The following is an 18,926-nucleotide window of genomic DNA, read 5'->3' as shown; positions in this document are numbered from 1 at the left end:
GGTGTCTGCGCCGCTCACAGCCGCTTGACCCCCTTGATGCGGTCCGCCTTGCCGCGGGACTGCTTGCCGAGCAGCCCGCCGCGCTGGCCGCCGATCCAGCCGGACTTCTTCATGCCGCCGCGGCTGGACTTGAAGCCGGTGCCGGTGCTCAGCCAGCCGTATGCGGGGTCGCGGCTGCCGGCCGAGCCGCCCTTGCCGCCGGAGCCGTCGGCGGCCAGCGGATCGTTCTCCGTTCTGCGCGCGGCGGCCATCACCAGCGGGACGATGAACGGGGCGAGCAGCAGGTCGTAGAGGGTGGCGCTGAGCAGCAGCCCGACCAGGCCGACGTGCCGGGCCGCGGTGTCGCCGACCAGCGCGCCGACGCCGGCGTACATGAGGGTGGAGCCGATGGCGGCACCGATGACGACCATCAGGGGGACGGTCGCCGAGCGGTGCTGGCCGGAGTCGGGCTTGGTCAGTCCGGCGGCATAGCCGATGACGCAGAGCACCAGCGCGTAGCGGCCGATGGCGTGGTCGGAGGGCGGGGCGAGGTCGGCGAGCAGTCCGGCGCCGAAGCCGACCAGGCAGCCGCCGACGTGGCCGTAGACCAGGGCGAGGGCGAGGACGACCAGCAGCAGCAGGTCCGGTACGGCGCCGGGCAGTTGGAGGCGGGCCAGGACGCCGACCTGGATGACCAGGGAGACGACGACCAGAGGGGCCGCGAGCAGGATCCGGTTGATGCGCATCGGTCAGCTCCTGGGGTCGTCGTCGCTCGCGGTGGGGGTGGCCGTGACGGTGACCGTCGGCGCCGGCTTCGGTTTGGCCGGTTTCGCCGGCAGGACGGTGTCCCGCGGGTCCGTGCGGGGCGGCTGAACGACCACGCCGACGACGTCGAGCTGGGAGAAGGCGACGTAGGGACGGACCTGGAGGGTGCGGGTCAGATCGCCGTTGGACGGCTCGACCTTGACGACCTGGCCGACCGGGACGCCGGGGACGAACGGCTTGTCGGCGCTGGAGCCGAAGGTGACCAGGCGGTCGCCCTTCTTGACCGTGGCCTTGCCGTTGAGCAGCTGGACGCGCAGCGAGCGGCCGCCCTGGCCGTTGGCGAAGCCGATCTCGTTGGTCTTCTCCATCCGGGTGCCGACGGTGAAGTCGGGGTCGTTGGCCAGCAGCACGGTGGCGGTGTCGGCGCCGACGGTGGTGACCCGGCCGACGAGACCGTCGCCGTTGAGGACGGTCATGTCGCGGGCGATGCCGTCGCGGCTGCCGGCGTCGATGGTGACCGTCCAGGAGAAGCCCTGGGCCGCGCCGATGGCGATGACCTGGGCGCCCTTGATGCCGTACTGGCCGGCGCCGGCGGTCTTGAGCATCTTGTCGAGCTGGCCGGCGCGGCTGCGGTTGCGGTCGGCGGAGCCGAGCTTGGCCTTGAGGGCGGCGTTCTCCTGCTCCAGGCGGGCGATGCGGTTGTGCCGTTCCCCGGAGTCCCGTACGGCGCCGACGGCGTTGCCGACCGGGCTGATGACGTGCGCGACGCCGTTCTCGACCGGTCCGAAGGCGGAGGCGGCGGCTTGCCGGGCACCGTCGAGCGGGGACTGTTCACCGCCGCGGATATCGACCGTGATCAGCGCGAACGCGATCGCGACCAGCAGCACCAGCAGCAGCCGGCTCTCTCGTGTGTCCCTCACGTGCGGCGGCCGTGTCCTTCCTCGTAGGACCGGCCGGCTGCGGGCCCGCGCCGGTCTCGTTCGGGAGTTGAGCGTTGTGCCTTATGAGCGGTGCCGATGGTGACGTATCAGGGCACCGTGTCTGTCGGGATGTTGTACCGGTGGAGAAGGGTTGTGTCTGTATATCAACGATTCAGCGGATGAATCGGGTACTGCGGTGTGGCGCCGGCCCCGCGGCGTGCGTACGGCGCGCCGCGGGCGGGGCCGGGCCTCGGGACGTCTTACCTGCGCGGCTGGGAGTCGAGGACCTGCTGGAGCGCCTCGAACTCCTCGACGCACTTGCCGGAACCGAGCGCGACGGAGTCGAGCGGGTCCTCGGCGATGTGGATGGGCATACCGGTCTCGCGGCGCAGCCGCTCGTCGAGGCCGCGCAGCAGGGCGCCGCCTCCGGTGAGCACGATGCCGCGGTCCATGACGTCGCCGGACAGCTCCGGCGGGCACTTGTCGAGGGTCGTCTTGACCGCGTCGACGATGGAGTTGACCGGCTCCTCGATGGCCTTGCGGACCTCGGCGGCCGAGATGACCACGGTCTTGGGCAGGCCGGAGACCAGGTCGCGGCCGCGGATCTCGGTGTGCTCGTCCTGCTCGAGGTCGTACGCCGAACCGATGGTGATCTTGATGCTCTCGGCGGTGCGCTCGCCCAGCAGAAGGCTGTACTCCTTCTTGATGTGCTGGATGATCGCGTTGTCGAGCTCGTCGCCGGCCACCCGGATGGACTGGGCCGTGACGATCCCGCCGAGCGAGATGACCGCGACCTCGGTCGTGCCGCCGCCGATGTCCACGACCATGTTGCCGGTGGCCTCATGGACCGGCAGGCCGGAGCCGATCGCCGCGGCCATCGGCTCCTCGATGATGTGGACCTGGCGCGCGCCGGCCTGGGTCGAGGCCTCGATGACGGCGCGGCGCTCAACTCCGGTGATTCCGGAGGGAACGCAGACGACCACCCGCGGGCGGGCCAGATAGCGCCGCTTATGGATCTTGAGGATGAAGTAGCGGAGCATCCGCTCGGTGATTTCGAAGTCGGCGATGACGCCGTCCTTCAGGGGGCGTACGGCGACGATGTTGCCGGGCGTGCGCCCGATCATCTTCTTCGCCTCGGCCCCTACCGCGAGGATGCCGCCGGTGTTGGTGTTGATGGCCACGACCGACGGCTCGTTGAGGACGATGCCGCGGCCCCTGACGTACACCAGCGTGTTGGCGGTCCCGAGGTCGACAGCCATGTCACGGCCGATGAACGACATGTTGTTCCCCATGAGGATACGTCTGGCCTTCCCAACTGGAGCGAATGCTTACTTGAGGTCGGCAGGAGGTGATGCGCTGAATAACGCGGAAGCTCCATCGTAGTCTCGCCGTGCCACCCACTCGAACACGGTGGAGCCTTGCGCGCCATTGTCAGCCGTACACGCACCCGCCCCCCTTAACGGTGACGTCGTGTCGCGGGGATGCGTTCCCCCGATCGAGTCGCATATGCCAAGGGGCGACCGATGATTCCATCGGTCGCCCCTGGTCACAAGGGTTATACGCCTGACGATGTCTCAGGAAATTCCCGGGAAGAAAATCTTGATCTCGCGCTCGGCGGACTCTTCGGAATCCGAGGCGTGGATCAGATTCTCTCGGGTGATCGTGCCAAAGTCCCCACGAATGGACCCACTCGGTGCGGCAATCGGGTCAGTCGGCCCGGCCAGCGCGCGCACGCCCTCGATGACCCGCTCACCCTCGACGACGAGCGAGACGACCGGTCCGGAGGACATGAACTGGACCAGGGGCTCGTAGAACGGCTTGCCGACGTGCTCGGCGTAGTGCTGCTCGAGGAGGCCACGGTCCAGGGTGCGCAGCTCCAGCGCGGCGATCGTCCAGCCGGCCTTCTTCTCGATACGGCCGATGATCTCGCCGACCAGACCACGTCGGACGGCGTCGGGCTTGAGAAGAACGAGCGTGCGCTGGCTCACGAAGGGGCTCCCAGGTATACGTACAAACGGTCAGCGGGTGCACCGAGGCTACAGGGCCGCTCCGCTGCGCTTTGCCGCTCCCCCACGTTGCCGGCCCTCCGGCCGTCAGCCCGCCGCGGGCGCCTCGGCCTCGGCCCAGCGCGCCTTCGCCTCATCGATCTTGCGGCCGAAGTGGACCGACGCCCACCACAGCGCCGCGAACACCGCGCCCAGGAAGAACATCGCCGGGATGACGAAACCGCTGGCGATCAGGGCGATCTGCAACGCCCAGCCCAGCTGGACGCCGCCGGGGCGGGTCAGCATGCCGCACAGCACGATGCTCAGCAGCATGGCGATCCCGCTGACCGTCCAGACCGTTGCCGTCGGCACGTCGCTGAGCTGCATCGCCACCAGCCCGGCGAAGCCGATCACAAAGAACTCGCCGATCAGCGTGCTCGCGCACAGGGTCCGCATGGTCAGCTCCTCCCCAGCAGCAGCCGGGCCTCGCCGACCGTGATCACGGAACCCGTCACCAGCACACCCGCACCGGAGAACTCGCCCTCTTCCTCGGCGAGCGTGATCGCCGCCTCCAGCGCGTCGTCGAGGCGCGGCTCGACGACGACCCGCTCGGCGCCGAAGACCTCGACGGCGACGGCCGCCAGGTCATCGGGGTCCATCGCGCGATGGCTGGAATTACGGGTCACCACGACCTCGGCGAAGATCGGCTCGAACGCCTCCAGGAAGCCCCGTACGTCCTTGTCCGCGCTGGCGCCGACGACGCCCACCAGACGGCTGAAACCGAACGCCTCGGTGACGCCCTCGGCCGCCGCCTGCGCGCCGGCGGGGTTGTGCGCCGCGTCCAGGACGACGGTCGGGCTGCGCCGTACGACCTCCATCCGGCCCGGCGAGGAGACCGCGGCGAAGGCGGAGCGGACGGTGTCGATGTCGAGCGTGCGGGCGTGGTCGGAGCCGATGCCGAAGAACGCCTCCACCGCGGCGAGCGCCACCGCGGCGTTGTGCGCCTGGTGGGCGCCGTACAGCGGCAGGAAGACCTCCGGGTACTCGCCGCCCAGCCCGCGCAGCGTCAGCATCTGACCGCCGACCGCCACCTCGCGGGTGAGCACCCCGAACTCCATGCCCTCACGGGCGACCGTGGCGTCGACCTCGACCGCGCGCTTGAGCATCACGGACGCCGCGTCCACCGGCTGCTGGGCCAGGACGACCGTGGCGTCCTTCTTGATGATCCCGGACTTCTCGACGGCGATCTGCTCGGGCGTCTCGCCGAGCCGGTCGGTGTGGTCCAGCGAGATCGGGGTGATCACGGCGACATCGCCGTCGATGACGTTCGTCGCGTCCCAGGTGCCGCCCATGCCGACCTCGACGACCGCGACGTCCACCGGGGCGTCCGCGAAGGCGGCGAACGCCATCGCCGTCAGCACCTCGAAGAACGAGAGGCGGTACTCCTGCTGGGTGTCGGTCATCTCCACATACGGCGCGATGTCGCGGTAGGTCTCGATGAACCGCTCGGCCGCGATCGGGGCGCCGTCCAGGCTGATCCGCTCGGTGACCGACTGGACGTGCGGGCTGGTGTAGCGGCCCGTACGCAGCTCGAACGCGCCCAGCAGGGCCTCGATCATGCGGGCCGTGCTGGTCTTGCCGTTCGTGCCCGTGATGTGGATGGAGGGGTAGGCGCGCTGCGGCGAGCCCAGGATGTCCAGCAGCGCCACGATCCGCTCGACCGACGGGTCGAGCTTGGTCTCGCCCCAGCGGCCGGCCAGCTCCTCCTCGACGGCGCGCAGCGCGCGGTCCACCTCGGGGTCGGCGGGCCGGGCGGGCACCGCGTCCCCCTGCGGCGGGCCGGCCTGCGCGCGCAGCGTCCGGCTGCCGGCCTCGATCACCGCCAGGTCGGGATCGCGGTTGGTCTCGGCCTCCACCAGCTCCTCGAAGGCGTCTGCCGGGTCGGGGGTGGTCGGGTCGGGGTCGTCGTTTCCGGGGCGCTCGCTCACGACGACAAGTCTACGAGGCACCTCCGACAGCGGACGCGCCGCGCCGCCCCCGCCGCATTCGCCCAGGACAGCCCCCCTTCCCCTAGGAGAGCGCGGCCTTCATCATGGCGCGGGCCACCGGCGCGGCGAGCCCGTTGCCGGACACCTCGTTGCGCGCCGCATGCCCGTCCTCGACCATCACGGCGACCGCGACCTGCTGCCCCGCGGCATTGCGGGCGTACGAGACGAACCAGGCATATGGCGTACCACTGTTGTCGACGCCGTGCTGGGCGGTCCCGGTCTTGCCGCCTACGGTCAGTCCGTCGATCTTCGCGTTCGATCCGGTCCCCTTGTCCACGACCGTCTCCATCGCCGACCGCAGCTGCTCGGCGGTGCGGGCGGACATCGTCTTTCCGTACGTCTTGGGGCCGTTGCGCTGGACGGTGTTGCCGCCGCCGTCGGTCAGCTTGTCCACCAGCTGCGGCGTCTTCAGTTCGCCGCCGTTGGCGATGGCCGAGGCGACCATCGCCATCTGGACCGGGGTGGCCTGGTCGTTGAACTGGCCGATCCCCGACAGTGCGGTCTGGGCCGCGTCCATGTCCTTCGGGTAGAGGCTCTTGGCCGCCCGGACCGGGACGTCCACCTTGCCGTCGTTGAACCCGAACTTCTCGGCCTGCGCCGCGACCTTGTCCTTGCCCAGATCGGCGGCGATCTTCGCGAAGACGGTGTTGCAGGAGTACTGGAGCGCGGTGCGCAGGGTGGCGTTCCTGCAGGGCGCGGCCGCGTTCTCGTTGGTGAGCTCGGTGCGGGTGTGCGGGAGGGTGTACGGGTCGGGGCTGTGGGTGGGCTCGTCCACCGAGGAGTACAGGCCGTTCTCCAGGGCGGCCGCGGCCACCACCAGCTTGAAGGTCGAGCCGGGCGGCAGGGCCTGGCGCAGCGCGCGGTTCACATTGGGCTCGTCGCCGTCCTCGGACATCGCCTTCCAGGCCTTCTGGTCGGCGCTGCCGGAGCCGGCGAACTTCCCCGGGTCGTACGAGGGCGTGCTGACCATGCCCAGGATCCGCCCGGTCGCCGGGTCCAGGGCGACCGCCGCGCCCTTCTTGTCCCCCAGCGCCTCGTAGCCCGCCTTCTGGACCTTGGAGTCGATGGTCGTGGCCACGTCGCCGCCCTTGGCCCGCTCGTGCAGCACCGCGTCGGCGGGGCTCTGCAGCCGGCCGTCGGAGCCGTCCAGGAGGTCGCCGTAGAGGCTCTCCAGCTGGTTGCTGCCGAAGATCTGCGAGGTGAAACCGGTCACCGGGGCGTACAGCGGGCCGTTCTTGTAGGTCCGCTTGTACTTCAGCGTGGACGAGGTGGCGGCCGATCCGGTCACCGGCTCCCCGTCGACGAGGATGTTGCCCAGTGGCGCCGCGTACTTGCCGATCGCCACCCGGGGATTGTGCGGATCGTCCATGTAGTCGCCGGCCCGTGCGGCCTGGAGCCAGGTGGCCCAGCCCATCAGCGCGAGGACCAGGGCGAGGCAGAAGACCGAGACCCGTCGCAGTGGCGTGTTCATGGGGCTCGGCTCCTCGGTGCTGGACGTGCGGCGCCGGCGAAACCCCGGCATTCCGGTCCACGGTGCCTGGCCTTCATGAGAGCGCCATGAGAGCGCCATGAGGACGGCCGGTAGTGGCGCGCGGCGGGCGAATCGGCGCGGCCGGGGCAACTTTCCGCCGCGTTTTTCCCTCTTCCACGGCGGGCCGTGTGCCCCGGTGATCACCAGCAGGCAGCGAACGGAGAGGCGGGAGCGGAAGACAGGTGCCGGCAATCAGTCAGCGGATGCATTTGATCCTGCTCTCCGCCTGGACCGTCCTCTGGTTCGTCGTGGTCGAGCCGCACGGCGGCTTCTCCTGGCACTATCTGCGCACCGGCGGCGAGCTGATCTACCAGGGCACCGCGGGCGACGGCACCGGCGGCCTCAATCTCTACGCCCATCACCCCGAGCTCCAGATGGGCCCGCTCAGCTTCCTGACCGCCGGCCTGTTCAACCCCTTCCCCGAGGCCACCGGCCAGTTCCTCGCCGCGGCTCTGATGTCGCTGCTCGGCCTGGTCATCGTCGTACTGGCGGGCCGCAGCGCCGCGCACCACTTCCTGGGCACCGGCACGAACCACCAGCGGCTGCGGCAGCGGGTACTGATCGCCGGGCTGGCCTTCATCCCCATGTGGATCGAGGTCGCGGTCCGCTTCGGGCACCTCGACGACGTCCTCGCGCTGTTCTTCACCACCCTCGCGGTACGGTCCGTCACCCGCGGCAACGCCGCCCTGACCGGCGCTTTCCTCGCCCTCGCGATGGACTCCAAGCCGACCGCCCTGGCCTTCCTCCCCCTCCTGCTGGCGCTGCCCCGGGAGAAGTGGCTGCGGGCCGGGCTCTGGTGCGCGGGCCTGGTCGCCGTCGCCTGGCTGCCGTTCTTCCTCGGCGATGCGCAGTCCTTCGCGGCGGCCAAGTTCGCCATCCCGAACCATCCGGCGTCCGCGCTGCGCTGGCTGGGCGTCGGCGACCCGGAAACCCCCGGCTGGGACCGCCCCGCGCAGGCCGCCCTGGGCCTCGCCCTGGGCACCATCGCCGTGTGGCGCGGCCGCTGGGCGGCGGTGGTCCTGCTGGGCGCCAACGCCCGCATCGTCCTCGACCCCAGCGTCTACACGTACTACACCGCGTCGGTGCTGCTCGGCACGCTGCTCTGGGACGTCATCGGCCAGCGCCGCCTGGTCCCCTGGTGGAGCTGGCTGGCCCTGCTGATCCTTTACGGCAGCGTGTTCGTCGTCCCGGACGACTCGGCCCGCGGCCTGATCCGCCTGGTCTTCGTGGTCGTCTCGACGGCGTACGTCCTGCTCTGGCCCGTACGGGAGCGGGGGCGGCGCGGCGGCCGCCGGGGACGCCGCAGGCCCCCCGCCCGTACGGACGAGGGGCCTGCGCCGAGCCATCAGGCAGGTGCTGCTACGCCGTGGGCAGAGCCGCCAGCTGCGCGGTGATCCGGACGATGTCCGCCTCCGCGGCCTCCAGCCGGCCGCGGATCTTGTCCACGACCTTCTCCGGCGCCTTGGCGAGGAACGCCTCGTTGCCGAGCTTGGCGGTGGCCTGCGCCTTCTCCTTCTCGGCCGCGCCCAGGTCCTTCGTCAGCCGCTTGCGCTCGGCCTCGACGTCGATCGCACCGGACAGATCCAGCGCGACCGTCGCCCCCGCGACCGGCAGCGAGGCGGTGGCGCTGAAGCCGTCACCGGCCGGCTGCAGCCGCAGCAGCGACCGCATCGCGGCCTCGTGCGCGGCCAGCGCCGTGCCGGACAGGTCCAGCTGCGCCGGAACCTTCTGGCCGGGCTGCAGCCCCTGGTCGGACCGGAACCGCCGGACCTCGGTGACGACCTGCTGAACGGTCTCGATCTCCCGCTCGGCGGCCGTGTCCCGGAAGCCCGAGTCCTTCGGCCAGTCGGCGATGACGACGGACTCGCCGCCGGTCAGCGTCGTCCACAGCGTCTCGGTGACGAACGGCACGATCGGGTGCAGCAGCCGCAGCGTGACGTCCAGGACCTCGCCGAGGACCCGGCGCGAGGCGTCGGCGGCCGGACCGCCCGCCATGAACGTCGTCTTCGACAGCTCGACGTACCAGTCGAAGACCTCGTCCCACGCGAAGTGGAAGAGGGCGTCGGACAGCTTCGCGAACTGGTAGTCCTCGTAGAAGCCGTCGACCTCGGCGATGACCTCGTTCAGCCGGGAGAGGATCCACCGGTCGGTCGCCGACAGCTGCTCGGCGGGCGGGAGTTCGCCCTCCACCGTCGCGCCGTTCATCAGCGCGAAGCGGGTGGCGTTCCAGATCTTGTTGGCGAAGTTACGGGAGCCCTGGACCCAGTCCTCGCCGATCGGGACGTCGACACCGGGGTTGGCGCCGCGGGCGAGGGTGAAGCGGACGGCGTCCGACCCGTAGGCGTCCATCCAGTCCAGCGGGTTGACCGCATTACCGAACGACTTGGACATCTTCTTGCCGAACTGGTCGCGGACCATGCCGTGCAGCGCGATGGTGTGGAACGGCGGGGTGCCGTCCATCGCGTACAGCCCGAACATCATCATCCGGGCGACCCAGAAGAAGAGGATGTCGTAGCCGGTGACCAGCACGGAGTTCGGATAGAACTTCTCGACGCTCGGCGTCCGCTCAGGCCAGCCCAGCGTGGAGAAGGGCCACAGGCCGGACGAGAACCAGGTGTCCAGGACGTCGGTGTCCTGGTGCCATCCCTCGCCGCTCGGCGGCTGCTCATCCGGGCCGACGCAGACGACTTCACCGTTCGGGCCGTACCAGACCGGAATGCGGTGTCCCCACCACAACTGCCGCGAAATGCACCAGTCGTGAAGGTTGTCCACCCAGCCGAAGTACCGCGACTCCATCTCCTTGGGATGAATCGCGACCTTGCCGTCCCGCACCGCGTCGCCCGCGGCCTTCGCCAGCGGGCCGACCTTGACCCACCACTGCATCGACAGCCGCGGCTCGATGGTGGTCTTGCAGCGCGAGCAGTGCCCGACGGAGTGCGTGTACGGGCGCTTCTCGGAGACGATCCGGCCCTCGGCGCGCAGCGCACCGACGATCGCGGAGCGGGCCTCGAAGCGGTCCAGCCCCTGGAACGGGCCGTGCGCCGTGATGACACCGCGCTCGTCGAGAACGGCGAGGTTGGTCAGGCCGTGCCGCCGCCCGATCTCGAAGTCGTTCGGGTCGTGCGCCGGCGTCACCTTCACCGCACCCGTACCGAACTCCGGGTCGACGTGCTCGTCCGCGACGACGGGGATGCGGCGGCCGGTCAGCGGCAGCTCGATCTCGGTGCCGACGAGGTGGGCGTAGCGCTCGTCCTCGGGGTGAACGGCGACGGCGGTGTCACCGAGCATCGTCTCGGCGCGAGTGGTGGCGACGACGATCGACGCATCCCCCTCGCCGTAACGGATCGACACCAGCTCACCGTCGTCGTCCTGATACTCCACCTCGATGTCCGAGATGGCGGTCAGACAGCGGGGGCACCAGTTGATGATGCGCTCGGCGCGGTAGATCAGCTCGTCGTCGTAGAGGCGCTTGAAGATGGTCTGGACGGCCTTCGACAGCCCCTCGTCCATCGTGAACCGCTCACGCGACCAGGCGACGCCGTCGCCGAGGCGCCGCATCTGGCCCGAAATCTGCCCGCCGGACTCGTTCTTCCACTGCCAGACCCGCTCGACGAAGGCCTCGCGGCCGAGGTCGTGCCGCGAGGCGCCTTCCTTGGCGAGCTCCCGCTCCACGACGTTCTGGGTCGCGATACCGGCGTGGTCCATGCCCGGCTGCCACAGGGTCTCGTAGCCCTGCATCCGCTTGCGGCGGGTCAGCGCGTCGATGAGCGTGTGCTCGAAGGCATGCCCCAGGTGCAGGGAGCCCGTGACGTTCGGCGGCGGGATGACGATGGTGTACGGCGGCTTCTCGCTCTTCTCGTCCGCCTCGAAGTAGCCCCGCTCTACCCAGCGCTCGTACAGCGGCCCCTCTACATCGGCCGGCGTGTACTGAGTCGGCAGTTCGGGGGCGCTGTGGTTGCTCTGCTGAGTGTTCTCGGTCACGACGGACAGTGTACGGGCGGCTATGTAGCAGCTTCGAATCGGTTTCGCCCCCGGGGCACTGACCGTCGGCGGCGTCGTACAGGATGTTCGCAGCGCATAAAAATCAGATGCGGGCAGCACGGCTCAGGTTGGCTGCCAACAGTAGTTACGAGGGGAACCGCTCCATGAGCTTCAACCAGCCGCCGCCCGGCCCGTACGGCCAGCAGCCCCAGCAGCCCGGCCCGTACGGCCAGCCGCAGCAGCCGCAGGCCCCGCAGCCCGGCTACGGCTACCCGCAGCAGGGCGGCCAGGTGCCCCCGCAGCAGCAGGGCTACGGCTACCCCCAGCAGGGCCAGGCCCCGCAGCCCGGCTACGGCTACCCCCAGCAGGGCCAGCAGCCCGGCTACGGCCAGCAGCAGACCCCGTACGGCGCGATCCCCCAGGGCCCGCCGGAGAGCGGTGGCGGCGGCAAGAAGATCGGCCTGATCATCGGCGCGGTGGCCGTGGTGGCGGCGATCGGCGTGGGGGCTTACTTCGTGTTCGGCTCGGGTGGGGGCGGTGATGTGAAGCCTTACACGATCTCACTGCCGGACAAGCTGCTTGGGCAGTACTCCAAGGCCCCCATGTCTGGTACCGCTACGGACTTCAAGGACGAGACCGCCAAGGCACTGGGGGTCACCGAAGGCAAGAAGACCCACGCCGGCTACAAGAAGACCAGCGGTGCAACGCTGGATCTGACCGGCGTCTACGGAAAGATCAGCGACCCCGAGGGTGCTGTCGACCAGATGTTCGCCCAGCAAGAAGCGAACATGAAGAAGAACCTGACAGGCGGAGGCTCAAAGGCCTCGTTCGAAACCGTCGACGATGCGGAGTCTTACTCGCCGGACGGCTTCGACGGTGCGACGCTGCAGTGCAAGAAGTTCAAGATCTCGTTCTCCGCGGGCAGCGTGAGCATGTCCGCCAACGCCGTCAGTTGCATCTGGGCCGACAAGAGTGCGATCGGCGCGGTCACGTTCGTAGACCAGCTGGACGAGAAGACCGGCCAGGTCGGAGAGCACGCGCCCGAGGGTGACGATGCGGCCGAGAAGACCGCCAAGATCCGCGAGGAAGTCCGCAAGGAGAAGTAACACTTCCCCAGCGGTCGGCTGACCACGAAAGGGCCCTCGACGGATATCCCGTCGAGGGCCCTTCGGTTCCCCTGTACGCGAATCGACGCATTCGGCAGGTCATTGGCCGAAACATTACGAAAACCTTTAGTGCGGCCATACCCGCCGGTATGTTAACCACTGATCGACCGAAAAGGTCGCCTTCAGCCTAAGGGGGGTTTCTTATGCGCAAGGCAGTACGACGCATAGCGGCAGCTGCGGCCAGGGCTTCAAGTTGCCACCACACTGACCCGAGACAGCCTGCTACGCGGCTTCTGCACACCTGACAAGCCTCTACAACACACCGAACCGCCCGGCAGCACCCCGCTGCCGGGCGGTTTCGCGCATCTATCGGAGTCGGCTACAGCTACGCGCTCTTCTCGTGCGGCTCGCCCGACTCCCCGCGGGTGCGCGGGACCAGTGTCGGGTTCACGTTCGAGTGAACGACGTCCGCCGTGATGACGACCCGGGCGACGTCCTTGCGGGACGGCACCTCGTACATGGCGGAGGACAGGACCTCCTCCATGATCGCGCGCAGGCCGCGCGCGCCCGTGCCGCGGAGGATGGCCTGGTCGGCGATGGCCTCGAGGGCGGGGCGGTCGAAGTCCAGCTCGACGCCGTCGAGTTCGAAGAGGCGCTTGTACTGCTTGACGAGGGCGTTGCGCGGCTCGACGAGGATCTGGAGCAGCGCCTCGCGGTCGAGGTTGTGGACGGAGGTGAGGACCGGGAGGCGGCCGATGAACTCGGGGATCATCCCGAACTTCACCAGGTCCTCCGGCATGACCTCCTGGAGCTGGTCCTTGGACTCGATCTCCCGCTTGGAGCGGATCGTGGCGCCGAAGCCGATGCCCTTGGCGCCGGACCGGGCCTCGATGATCTTCTCCAGGCCGGCGAAGGCACCGCCCACGATGAACAGGACGTTCGTCGTGTCGATCTGGATGAATTCCTGGTGGGGGTGCTTGCGGCCGCCCTGCGGCGGGACCGAGGCGGTGGTGCCTTCCAGGATCTTGAGGAGGGCCTGCTGGACGCCCTCGCCCGAGACGTCTCGCGTGATCGAGGGGTTTTCGCTCTTGCGGGCGACCTTGTCGATCTCGTCGATGTAGATGATGCCGGTCTCGGCCTTCTTGATGTCGAAGTCCGCGGCCTGGATCAGCTTGAGGAGGATGTTCTCGACGTCCTCGCCGACATAGCCGGCCTCCGTCAGCGCCGTGGCGTCGGCGAACGCGAAGGGGACGTTGAGCATCCGGGCCAGCGTCTGTGCCAGCAGCGTCTTGCCGGAGCCGGTGGGGCCGAGCAGCAGGATGTTGGACTTGGCGAGCTCGATGCCCTCGTCCCCGCGGCCGCCGCCGTTCTCGCCCGCCTGCACCCGCTTGTAGTGGTTGTAGACGGCGACCGAGAGCGCCTTCTTGGCGGGGTCCTGCCCCACCACATAGCCGTTCAGGAACTCGTAGATCTCCCGGGGCTTGGGGAGCTCTTCCCAGCGCACCTCGGAGGTCTCGGCGAGCTCCTCCTCGATGATTTCGTTGCAGAGGTCGATGCACTCGTCGCAGATGTACACACCAGGTCCCGCGATGAGCTTCTTCACCTGCTTCTGGCTCTTTCCGCAGAATGAGCACTTGAGCAGGTCGCCGCCGTCACCGATGCGTGCCACGAGGTGCTTCCCCTTCGCCTGGGATCCGCATTGCTCCACGGACCCGGGTGCTTGCCTATCGACGGTACCTTGCCGGGCCCCCTGTACGGGCCCCCCTTGGACCGACTCGGTTCACTCGGTCCCGACCCGGTCCAAGGGGGCAACGCTCCGGCTCACTTAGCGAAGATCGCTAGCCGATCGAAACGGACGACTTCCGCGTCGAAACGATCTGGTCGACCAGACCGTACGCCAGCGACTCCTCGGCGGTCAGGATCTTGTCGCGCTCGATATCGTCGCGGATCTTCTCGATGGGCGTCGAGGAGTGCTTGGCCAGCAGGTCCTCGAGCTGCGTCCGCATCCGAAGGATCTCGTTGGCGGCGATCTCCAGGTCGGAGACCTGACCGCGACCGGTCTCGCTGTAGGGCTGGTGGATCAGGACGCGGGCGTTGGGCAGCGCCATGCGCTTGCCGGGCGTGCCGGCGGCGAGCAGCACCGCGGCGGCCGAGGCGGCCTGGCCCATGCAGACCGTCTGGATGTCCGGCTTGACGAACTGCATGGTGTCGTAGATCGCCGTGAGCGCCGTGAAGGAGCCGCCGGGCGAGTTGATGTAGATGGAGATGTCGCGGTCCGGGTCCATCGACTCCAGGCACAGCAGCTGCGCCATGACGTCATTGGCCGAGGCGTCGTCGATCTGCACGCCGAGGAAGATCACGCGCTCCTCGAAGAGCTTCGCGTACGGGTCGTACTCGCGCACGCCCTGCGAGGTGCGCTCGACGAAGCGCGGCACGATGTAGCGGGACTCGGCACGCGGGCCGGAAAACTCGGACTGCGCGCCCTGGTACAGGCCGCTGCCGGGGAAGTTGTTCATCGTGGTGTTCACCGTCCTGGTGGCGATCAAGTGGGCTGGGGTGGCTGTGGGGCGAGTGGTACGGGGCTCAGGCCCCGGTGCCGCCCCCGCCCGGAACGCCGGTGGCGGAGCCCATCACATCGTCGATGAGGCCGTACTCCTTGGCCTCGTCGGCGGAGAACCAGCGGTCGCGGTCCGAGTCATGGGTGATGCGCTCGACGGTCTGACCGGTGTGGAAGGCGGTCAGCTCGGCCATGCGCTTCTTGGTGTGCAGCAGCCGCTCGGCGTGGATCTTGATGTCCGAGGCGGAGCCGGCGAGGCCCGCGGAGGGCTGGTGGATGAGGATCTCGGCGTTCGGCAGCGCGAAGCGCTTGCCCGGGGTGCCGGCGCTCAGCAGGAACTGGCCCATGGAGGCGGCCAGGCCCATCGCGATCGTCACCACGTCGTTCTTGATGTACTGCATGGTGTCGTAGATCGCGAGGCCGGCCGAGATCGAGCCGCCCGGGGAATTGATGTAGAGGAAAATGTCCTTGTCCGGGTCCGCGGCCAGGAGAAGCAGCTGCGCGGTGATCTTGTTGGCGATGTCGTCGTCGACCGGCTGGCCGAGGAAGATGATCCGCTCGCCGAGCAGCCGGTTGTAGACCTGGTCGCCGAGGCCACCAAAGGTCGGCTCAGCGGCGGCGGAAGGCATCGGGATCGTCACGTGTCCACCTGCTCGTTGTCGGACGGTTCGCGACCGTCTCAGCGTCGTCTGCCGGGGCGCGGGGATCTGCGCCGTATCGTGCGCGGCGCGGTTTCAGGGACTCCCCTGCCCTCGTATCTACGGACCCTAACGCGCAGGTCGGACAACGCCATCCCGCATTGAGAACTGTTCGCTGTGAGCGCAGGCTCACCGGTCCGGTATGACTTCCGTACTGCGCGGGGACGACCACGGGCCCGAACACGCGGACGTGCGTGTTCGGGCCCGTGGTCAGGAATGCCGTGGGACGGCGGAAGCTCAGGCCTCGGGCTTCTCGTCGGCGGCGGCCTCGTCGGCGCCCTCGGCGGCCGCGACGACCTCCTCGGCAACCGTCTCGGCGGTCTCGTCCTCGTCGTCCAGGTCGATGACCACGCCGTTGGTGTCCTTGACCGTGGCGGCCTCGACGACCACCGCGAGCGCCTTGCCGCGGGCGACCTCGCCGACGAGCATCGGCACCTGGCCACCCTCGACGACGGCCTGGGCGAACTGGTCGGGGGACATGCCGGAGGACTGCGCGCGGCGCATGAGGTGCTCGGTGAGCTCCTCCTGGCTGACGTTCAGCTTCTCCTTGTTGACCAGCTCATCGAGGATGAACTGGGTCTTGATGCCCTTCTCCGCCTGCTCCTTGGTCTCGGCGTCGAACTCTTCCTCGGTCTTGCCCTGGATCTCCAGGTACTTGGCGAGGTCGAGACCCATCTGGGCGAGCTGGTGGTTGACCAGGTTGTGCTTGCGGGTCTGGATCTCGTCCGCGAGCAGCTTCTCCGGCATCGGCACCTCGACGAGCTTGAGCAGCTCGTCCAGGACCTTCTCCTGCGCCTGGGTGGCCTGGTCGTACGTCTTCATCTGCGCGAGGCGCTTGCGGCTGTCCTCGCGGAGCTCCTCGAGGGTGTCGAACTCGCTGGCCAGCTGCGCGAACTCGTCGTCCAGCTCGGGAAGTTCGCGGGACTTGACCTCGGTGACCTCGACCTTGACCTCGGCCTCCTTGCCCTCGGCGGAGCCGCCCTTGAGCTCGGAGGTGAAGGTGGCCTCGCCGCCGGCCTCGAGGCCCTTGACGGCGTCGTCGATGCCGTCGAGGAGCTCACCGGAGCCGACGGTGTAGGTGACGCCCTGGGCGACGCCGTCCTCCAGGACCTCGCCGTCCACCTTGGCCTCGAGGTTCACCGTCAGGACGTCGCCGTCCTCGGCGGCGCGCTCGACCGGGGAGGTCGAGGCGAAGCGCTCGCGCAGCTGCTCGACGGACTTGTCGATGTCCTCTTCCGACACCTCGACGGCGTCGACCTCGACCTCGATGCCGGAGTAGTCCGGGATCTCGAGGGCCGGGCGGATGTCGACCTCGGCGGTGAAGGCCAGCAGCTCGCCGTCCTTCAGCTCGGTGATGTCGACCTCGGGCTGGCCGAGGACGTTCAGCTCACCCTCGTTGACCGCCTCGGTGTAGAACTTCGGGAGCGCGTCGTTGACGGCCTCCTCCAGCACGGCGCCACGACCGAACCGCTGGTCGATGACGCGGGCAGGGATCTTGCCCTTGCGGAAGCCCTTCACCGTGACCTGCTGGTTGATCTTCTTGTACGCCGCGTCGAGGCTGTCCTTGAGCTCCTCGAAGGGCACCTCGACAGTGAGCCGAACCCGGGTCGGGTTCAGGGTCTCCACGGCGCTCTTCACGGTTCGGTCTCCTTGGGGGCTGACTTCTGGGGTTTTGCCTGAGATCTTCCGTGCCCGCTCTTTCGGGGCCCGGTCGATCGCGCCCGGATACAGAGACACACGGGCACGCAGCTTGCATAGTAACCGCAGGGAGGATGACGCCCACAATGCGATCTTGAAAGGGTCGCCGATGGCCCGTCGTCGCGCGGGCGTGCTGCCGTGAGGCCGAAGGTTCTTACCGAAGGTTCGGCTGGATCATGCTGGTCGGGGTGGCCGGATTCGAACCGACGACCTTCCGCTCCCAAAGCGGACGCGCTACCAAGCTGCGCCACACCCCGTCGGTGCGAGACGTAGGGTACATGGCTACAGGCCGTACGGCTGCCAGTTATTCGGGATACCGGATCCGGCCGACGGATGATCGATGCGCCACGGCGGGCGATGCGCGACGTGGTGTGCGGCGGACCCCCGTGACCCGCTACGATGCAGTGCGTGCCGCGGTCCGACGACCGACCGGCGGCGCTTGCGGGCGTAGCTCAATGGTAGAGCCCTAGTCTTCCAAACTAGCTACGCGGGTTCGATTCCCGTCGCCCGCTCCATACGACTCAGGGCCAGGTCGGAGGGTCACCCCTCCCATCTGGCCCTGAAGCGTTTTCCGGGGCCGGTGGGCCGATCGTCAGGGCCGTTCGTGCCTCGTGGGAAGGCGCGGGCGCCTGGTACGTCTCCGTCGAGGGCCCGGAAGCTCGGAGGGGCGGCCGGTGAGGGGGCTGCCCGGTTAGGTGGTGCCGGTGAGGTGGCTGCCGTTCACTGCCATGGCCGGGCGCGCGGTCCGTGCTTCGGCGGCGCTGCCGGCTTACCTAAGGTGGCGGCATGGAGATCTGGATCAATCCCGCGTGTTCCAAGTGCCGTTCCGCCGTGAACATCCTCGACGCGGAGGGCGCGCAGTACACCGTGCGGCGCTATCTGGAGGAGCCGCCGACCGCGGATGAGCTCCGTGCCGTACTGGAGCGGCTGGGCCTGGAGCCGTGGGACATCACCCGGACACAGGAGGCCGAGGCCAAGGAGCTGGGAGTCGGGTCCTGGGAGCGTACGGACGCCGAGCGTGGGCGGTGGATCGAGGCCCTGGCCGCGCACCCCCGGCTGATTCAGCGGCCGATCATCACCGCGGACGACGGATCGGCGCTGGTGGGACGAAGCGAGGCGGCCGTACGTGACGCGCTGGCGCGGAACGGGGACGGAGAGCCCGCCTAGAAGGTGATGTGGTTGATCGTGTCCGCGAGGGAGTTGAGGAACCGGTTGATCGACGGCGCCATCCCCGTGGAGGCGAGGAAGAAGCCGAAGAGTATGGCGATGATCGCCGGACCCGCCTTGATCGCCTTCTGTCTGACCAGTACGACGAGGATGATCCCCAACAGCAGCACCACTGACAGTGAAAGAGCCACAACAGATCACACCCTTGGTCGGAACGCCTCACCGGCCCGGGAGCACGCCGCGCACACCCCCTGGCCCCATCGTGCCACCAACTCCTTTCCCAGCGCAGGCGGGTGACGAATCATCGGCCAACGCTTTGCCCGATTCCTGCCCCTTGCTGCGGCGCGGTCCGGCCAGGGGGCGGCGGCCGAGGGCGAGCGGGCGACATCCGGGGGCGTCGGGGCGGGGCAATTCAGGGTCCGATCGCAATAGGCGCCCCGCTCCGGTAATTCCGGCGATCATTTTCGCGCACCGATCCCGGCGCCGCATCG

At 68.9% G+C, this 18,926-nt stretch carries 16 protein-coding genes and 2 tRNA genes; 4 read left to right on the top strand and 14 right to left on the bottom strand.

Annotated features, from left to right (window positions below; translation table 11 throughout):
• Positions 1-14 precede the first annotated feature (14 nt).
• The 7 genes from mreD to ACIRPT_RS07910 all read right to left on the bottom strand — a co-directional run bounded on the left by mreD (position 15) and on the right by ACIRPT_RS07910 (position 7,168).
• Entirely contained in the window at positions 15-725 is a 711-nt protein-coding gene (mreD, locus tag ACIRPT_RS07940) for a rod shape-determining protein MreD (protein ID WP_403506523.1), read from the bottom strand.
• A 3-nt stretch (positions 726-728) separates the two neighbouring features.
• Positions 729-1,664 carry a rod shape-determining protein MreC gene (mreC, locus tag ACIRPT_RS07935; protein WP_403823896.1) on the bottom strand — a complete coding sequence of 312 codons (936 nt, stop codon included), beginning with the start codon at positions 1,662-1,664 and terminating at the stop codon, positions 729-731.
• A gap of 260 nt (positions 1,665-1,924) precedes the next feature.
• The gene (locus ACIRPT_RS07930; protein WP_003985182.1) at positions 1,925-2,944 is read right to left on the bottom strand and encodes a rod shape-determining protein; all 1,020 of its coding nucleotides are present in this window, start codon (positions 2,942-2,944) and stop codon (positions 1,925-1,927) included.
• A gap of 294 nt (positions 2,945-3,238) precedes the next feature.
• Entirely contained in the window at positions 3,239-3,652 is a 414-nt protein-coding gene (ndk, locus tag ACIRPT_RS07925; RefSeq protein WP_403506517.1) for a nucleoside-diphosphate kinase, read from the bottom strand.
• A gap of 105 nt (positions 3,653-3,757) precedes the next feature.
• Entirely contained in the window at positions 3,758-4,105 is a 348-nt protein-coding gene (locus ACIRPT_RS07920) for a DUF4233 domain-containing protein (RefSeq protein WP_403823893.1), read from the bottom strand.
• A 2-nt stretch (positions 4,106-4,107) separates the two neighbouring features.
• Positions 4,108-5,637: a bifunctional folylpolyglutamate synthase/dihydrofolate synthase gene (locus ACIRPT_RS07915; protein ID WP_403823890.1), complete on the bottom strand. Its 1,530-nt coding sequence runs from the start codon at positions 5,635-5,637 to the stop codon at positions 4,108-4,110.
• Positions 5,638-5,719: 82 nt separating this feature from the next.
• The gene (locus ACIRPT_RS07910) at positions 5,720-7,168 is read right to left on the bottom strand and encodes a peptidoglycan D,D-transpeptidase FtsI family protein (RefSeq protein ID WP_403823887.1); all 1,449 of its coding nucleotides are present in this window, start codon (positions 7,166-7,168) and stop codon (positions 5,720-5,722) included.
• Between the two features lie 263 nt (positions 7,169-7,431).
• On the opposite strand from ACIRPT_RS07910, the gene ACIRPT_RS07905 reads away from it, so the two are divergent.
• On the top strand, positions 7,432-8,622 hold the full coding sequence (locus tag ACIRPT_RS07905) for a hypothetical protein (protein WP_403824619.1): 1,191 nt from the start codon (positions 7,432-7,434) through the stop codon (positions 8,620-8,622).
• Here ACIRPT_RS07905 and ACIRPT_RS07900 read toward each other — a convergent pair.
• Positions 8,588-11,209 (bottom strand): valine--tRNA ligase, encoded by a 2,622-nt coding sequence (locus ACIRPT_RS07900; protein WP_403823884.1) that lies wholly within the window; start codon positions 11,207-11,209, stop codon positions 8,588-8,590. The genes ACIRPT_RS07905 and ACIRPT_RS07900 overlap by 35 nt on opposite strands.
• 164 nt (positions 11,210-11,373) lie before the next feature.
• Between ACIRPT_RS07900 and ACIRPT_RS07895 the strand changes: the two genes are divergently transcribed.
• Complete coding sequence (locus tag ACIRPT_RS07895; protein ID WP_403823881.1) at positions 11,374-12,315, top strand: hypothetical protein; 942 nt, start codon at positions 11,374-11,376, stop codon at positions 12,313-12,315.
• Between the two features lie 385 nt (positions 12,316-12,700).
• Here ACIRPT_RS07895 and clpX read toward each other — a convergent pair whose 3' ends face one another.
• The 5 genes from clpX to ACIRPT_RS07870 all read right to left on the bottom strand — a co-directional run bounded on the left by clpX (position 12,701) and on the right by ACIRPT_RS07870 (position 17,525).
• Positions 12,701-13,984 carry an ATP-dependent Clp protease ATP-binding subunit ClpX gene (clpX, locus tag ACIRPT_RS07890; protein ID WP_403506500.1) on the bottom strand — a complete coding sequence of 428 codons (1,284 nt, stop codon included), beginning with the start codon at positions 13,982-13,984 and terminating at the stop codon, positions 12,701-12,703.
• 169 nt (positions 13,985-14,153) lie between these two features.
• Positions 14,154-14,831, bottom strand: a complete 678-nt coding sequence (locus ACIRPT_RS07885; protein WP_403506872.1) for an ATP-dependent Clp protease proteolytic subunit — start codon at positions 14,829-14,831, stop codon at positions 14,154-14,156.
• Positions 14,832-14,898: 67 nt separating this feature from the next.
• Positions 14,899-15,501, bottom strand: coding sequence for an ATP-dependent Clp protease proteolytic subunit (locus ACIRPT_RS07880; RefSeq protein ID WP_403506871.1), 603 nt, complete (start codon positions 15,499-15,501; stop codon positions 14,899-14,901).
• Between the two features lie 306 nt (positions 15,502-15,807).
• Positions 15,808-17,208 carry a trigger factor gene (gene tig, locus ACIRPT_RS07875; RefSeq protein ID WP_403823879.1) on the bottom strand — a complete coding sequence of 467 codons (1,401 nt, stop codon included), beginning with the start codon at positions 17,206-17,208 and terminating at the stop codon, positions 15,808-15,810.
• Positions 17,209-17,448: 240 nt separating this feature from the next.
• Positions 17,449-17,525: transfer RNA gene (locus ACIRPT_RS07870), tRNA-Pro, on the bottom strand.
• Positions 17,526-17,709: 184 nt separating this feature from the next.
• Between ACIRPT_RS07870 and ACIRPT_RS07865 the strand changes: the two genes are divergently transcribed.
• A tRNA-Gly gene (locus tag ACIRPT_RS07865) sits at positions 17,710-17,783 on the top strand.
• A gap of 271 nt (positions 17,784-18,054) precedes the next feature.
• The gene (locus tag ACIRPT_RS07860) at positions 18,055-18,435 is read left to right on the top strand and encodes an arsenate reductase family protein (protein WP_403823876.1); all 381 of its coding nucleotides are present in this window, start codon (positions 18,055-18,057) and stop codon (positions 18,433-18,435) included.
• On the opposite strand, the gene ACIRPT_RS07855 is transcribed toward ACIRPT_RS07860, so the two are convergent.
• Positions 18,432-18,626, bottom strand: a complete 195-nt coding sequence (locus tag ACIRPT_RS07855; protein WP_400061447.1) for a hypothetical protein — start codon at positions 18,624-18,626, stop codon at positions 18,432-18,434. The two genes, ACIRPT_RS07860 and ACIRPT_RS07855, sit on opposite strands and share 4 nt — an antisense overlap.
• Positions 18,627-18,926: the final 300 nt, after the last annotated feature.

This window comes from Streptomyces sp. NPDC101227, from assembly GCF_044767545.1.
Classification (GTDB): Bacteria; Actinomycetota; Actinomycetes; order Streptomycetales; family Streptomycetaceae; genus Streptomyces.
Note: the sequence above shows the minus strand (reverse complement) of the source record. Positions and strands in the feature narration are given on the sequence as shown.

Bases quoted from the DNA above. Each gene is read 5' to 3' on its own strand.
- mreD (WP_403506523.1), bottom strand. From the start codon at position 725: ATGCGCATCAACCGGATCCTGCTCGCGGCCCCTCTGGTCGTCGTCTCC.
- ACIRPT_RS07930 (WP_003985182.1), bottom strand. From the start codon at position 2,944: ATGTCGTTCATCGGCCGTGACATGGCTGTCGACCTCGGGACCGCCAAC.
- ACIRPT_RS07920 (WP_403823893.1), bottom strand. From the start codon at position 4,105: ATGCGGACCCTGTGCGCGAGCACGCTGATCGGCGAGTTCTTTGTGATC.
- ACIRPT_RS07910 (WP_403823887.1), bottom strand. From the start codon at position 7,168: ATGAACACGCCACTGCGACGGGTCTCGGTCTTCTGCCTCGCCCTGGTC.
- ACIRPT_RS07905 (WP_403824619.1), top strand. From the start codon at position 7,432: ATGCATTTGATCCTGCTCTCCGCCTGGACCGTCCTCTGGTTCGTCGTG.
- ACIRPT_RS07895 (WP_403823881.1), top strand. From the start codon at position 11,374: ATGAGCTTCAACCAGCCGCCGCCCGGCCCGTACGGCCAGCAGCCCCAG.
- ACIRPT_RS07885 (WP_403506872.1), bottom strand. From the start codon at position 14,831: ATGAACAACTTCCCCGGCAGCGGCCTGTACCAGGGCGCGCAGTCCGAG.
- ACIRPT_RS07880 (WP_403506871.1), bottom strand. From the start codon at position 15,501: ATGCCTTCCGCCGCCGCTGAGCCGACCTTTGGTGGCCTCGGCGACCAG.
- ACIRPT_RS07860 (WP_403823876.1), top strand. From the start codon at position 18,055: ATGGAGATCTGGATCAATCCCGCGTGTTCCAAGTGCCGTTCCGCCGTG.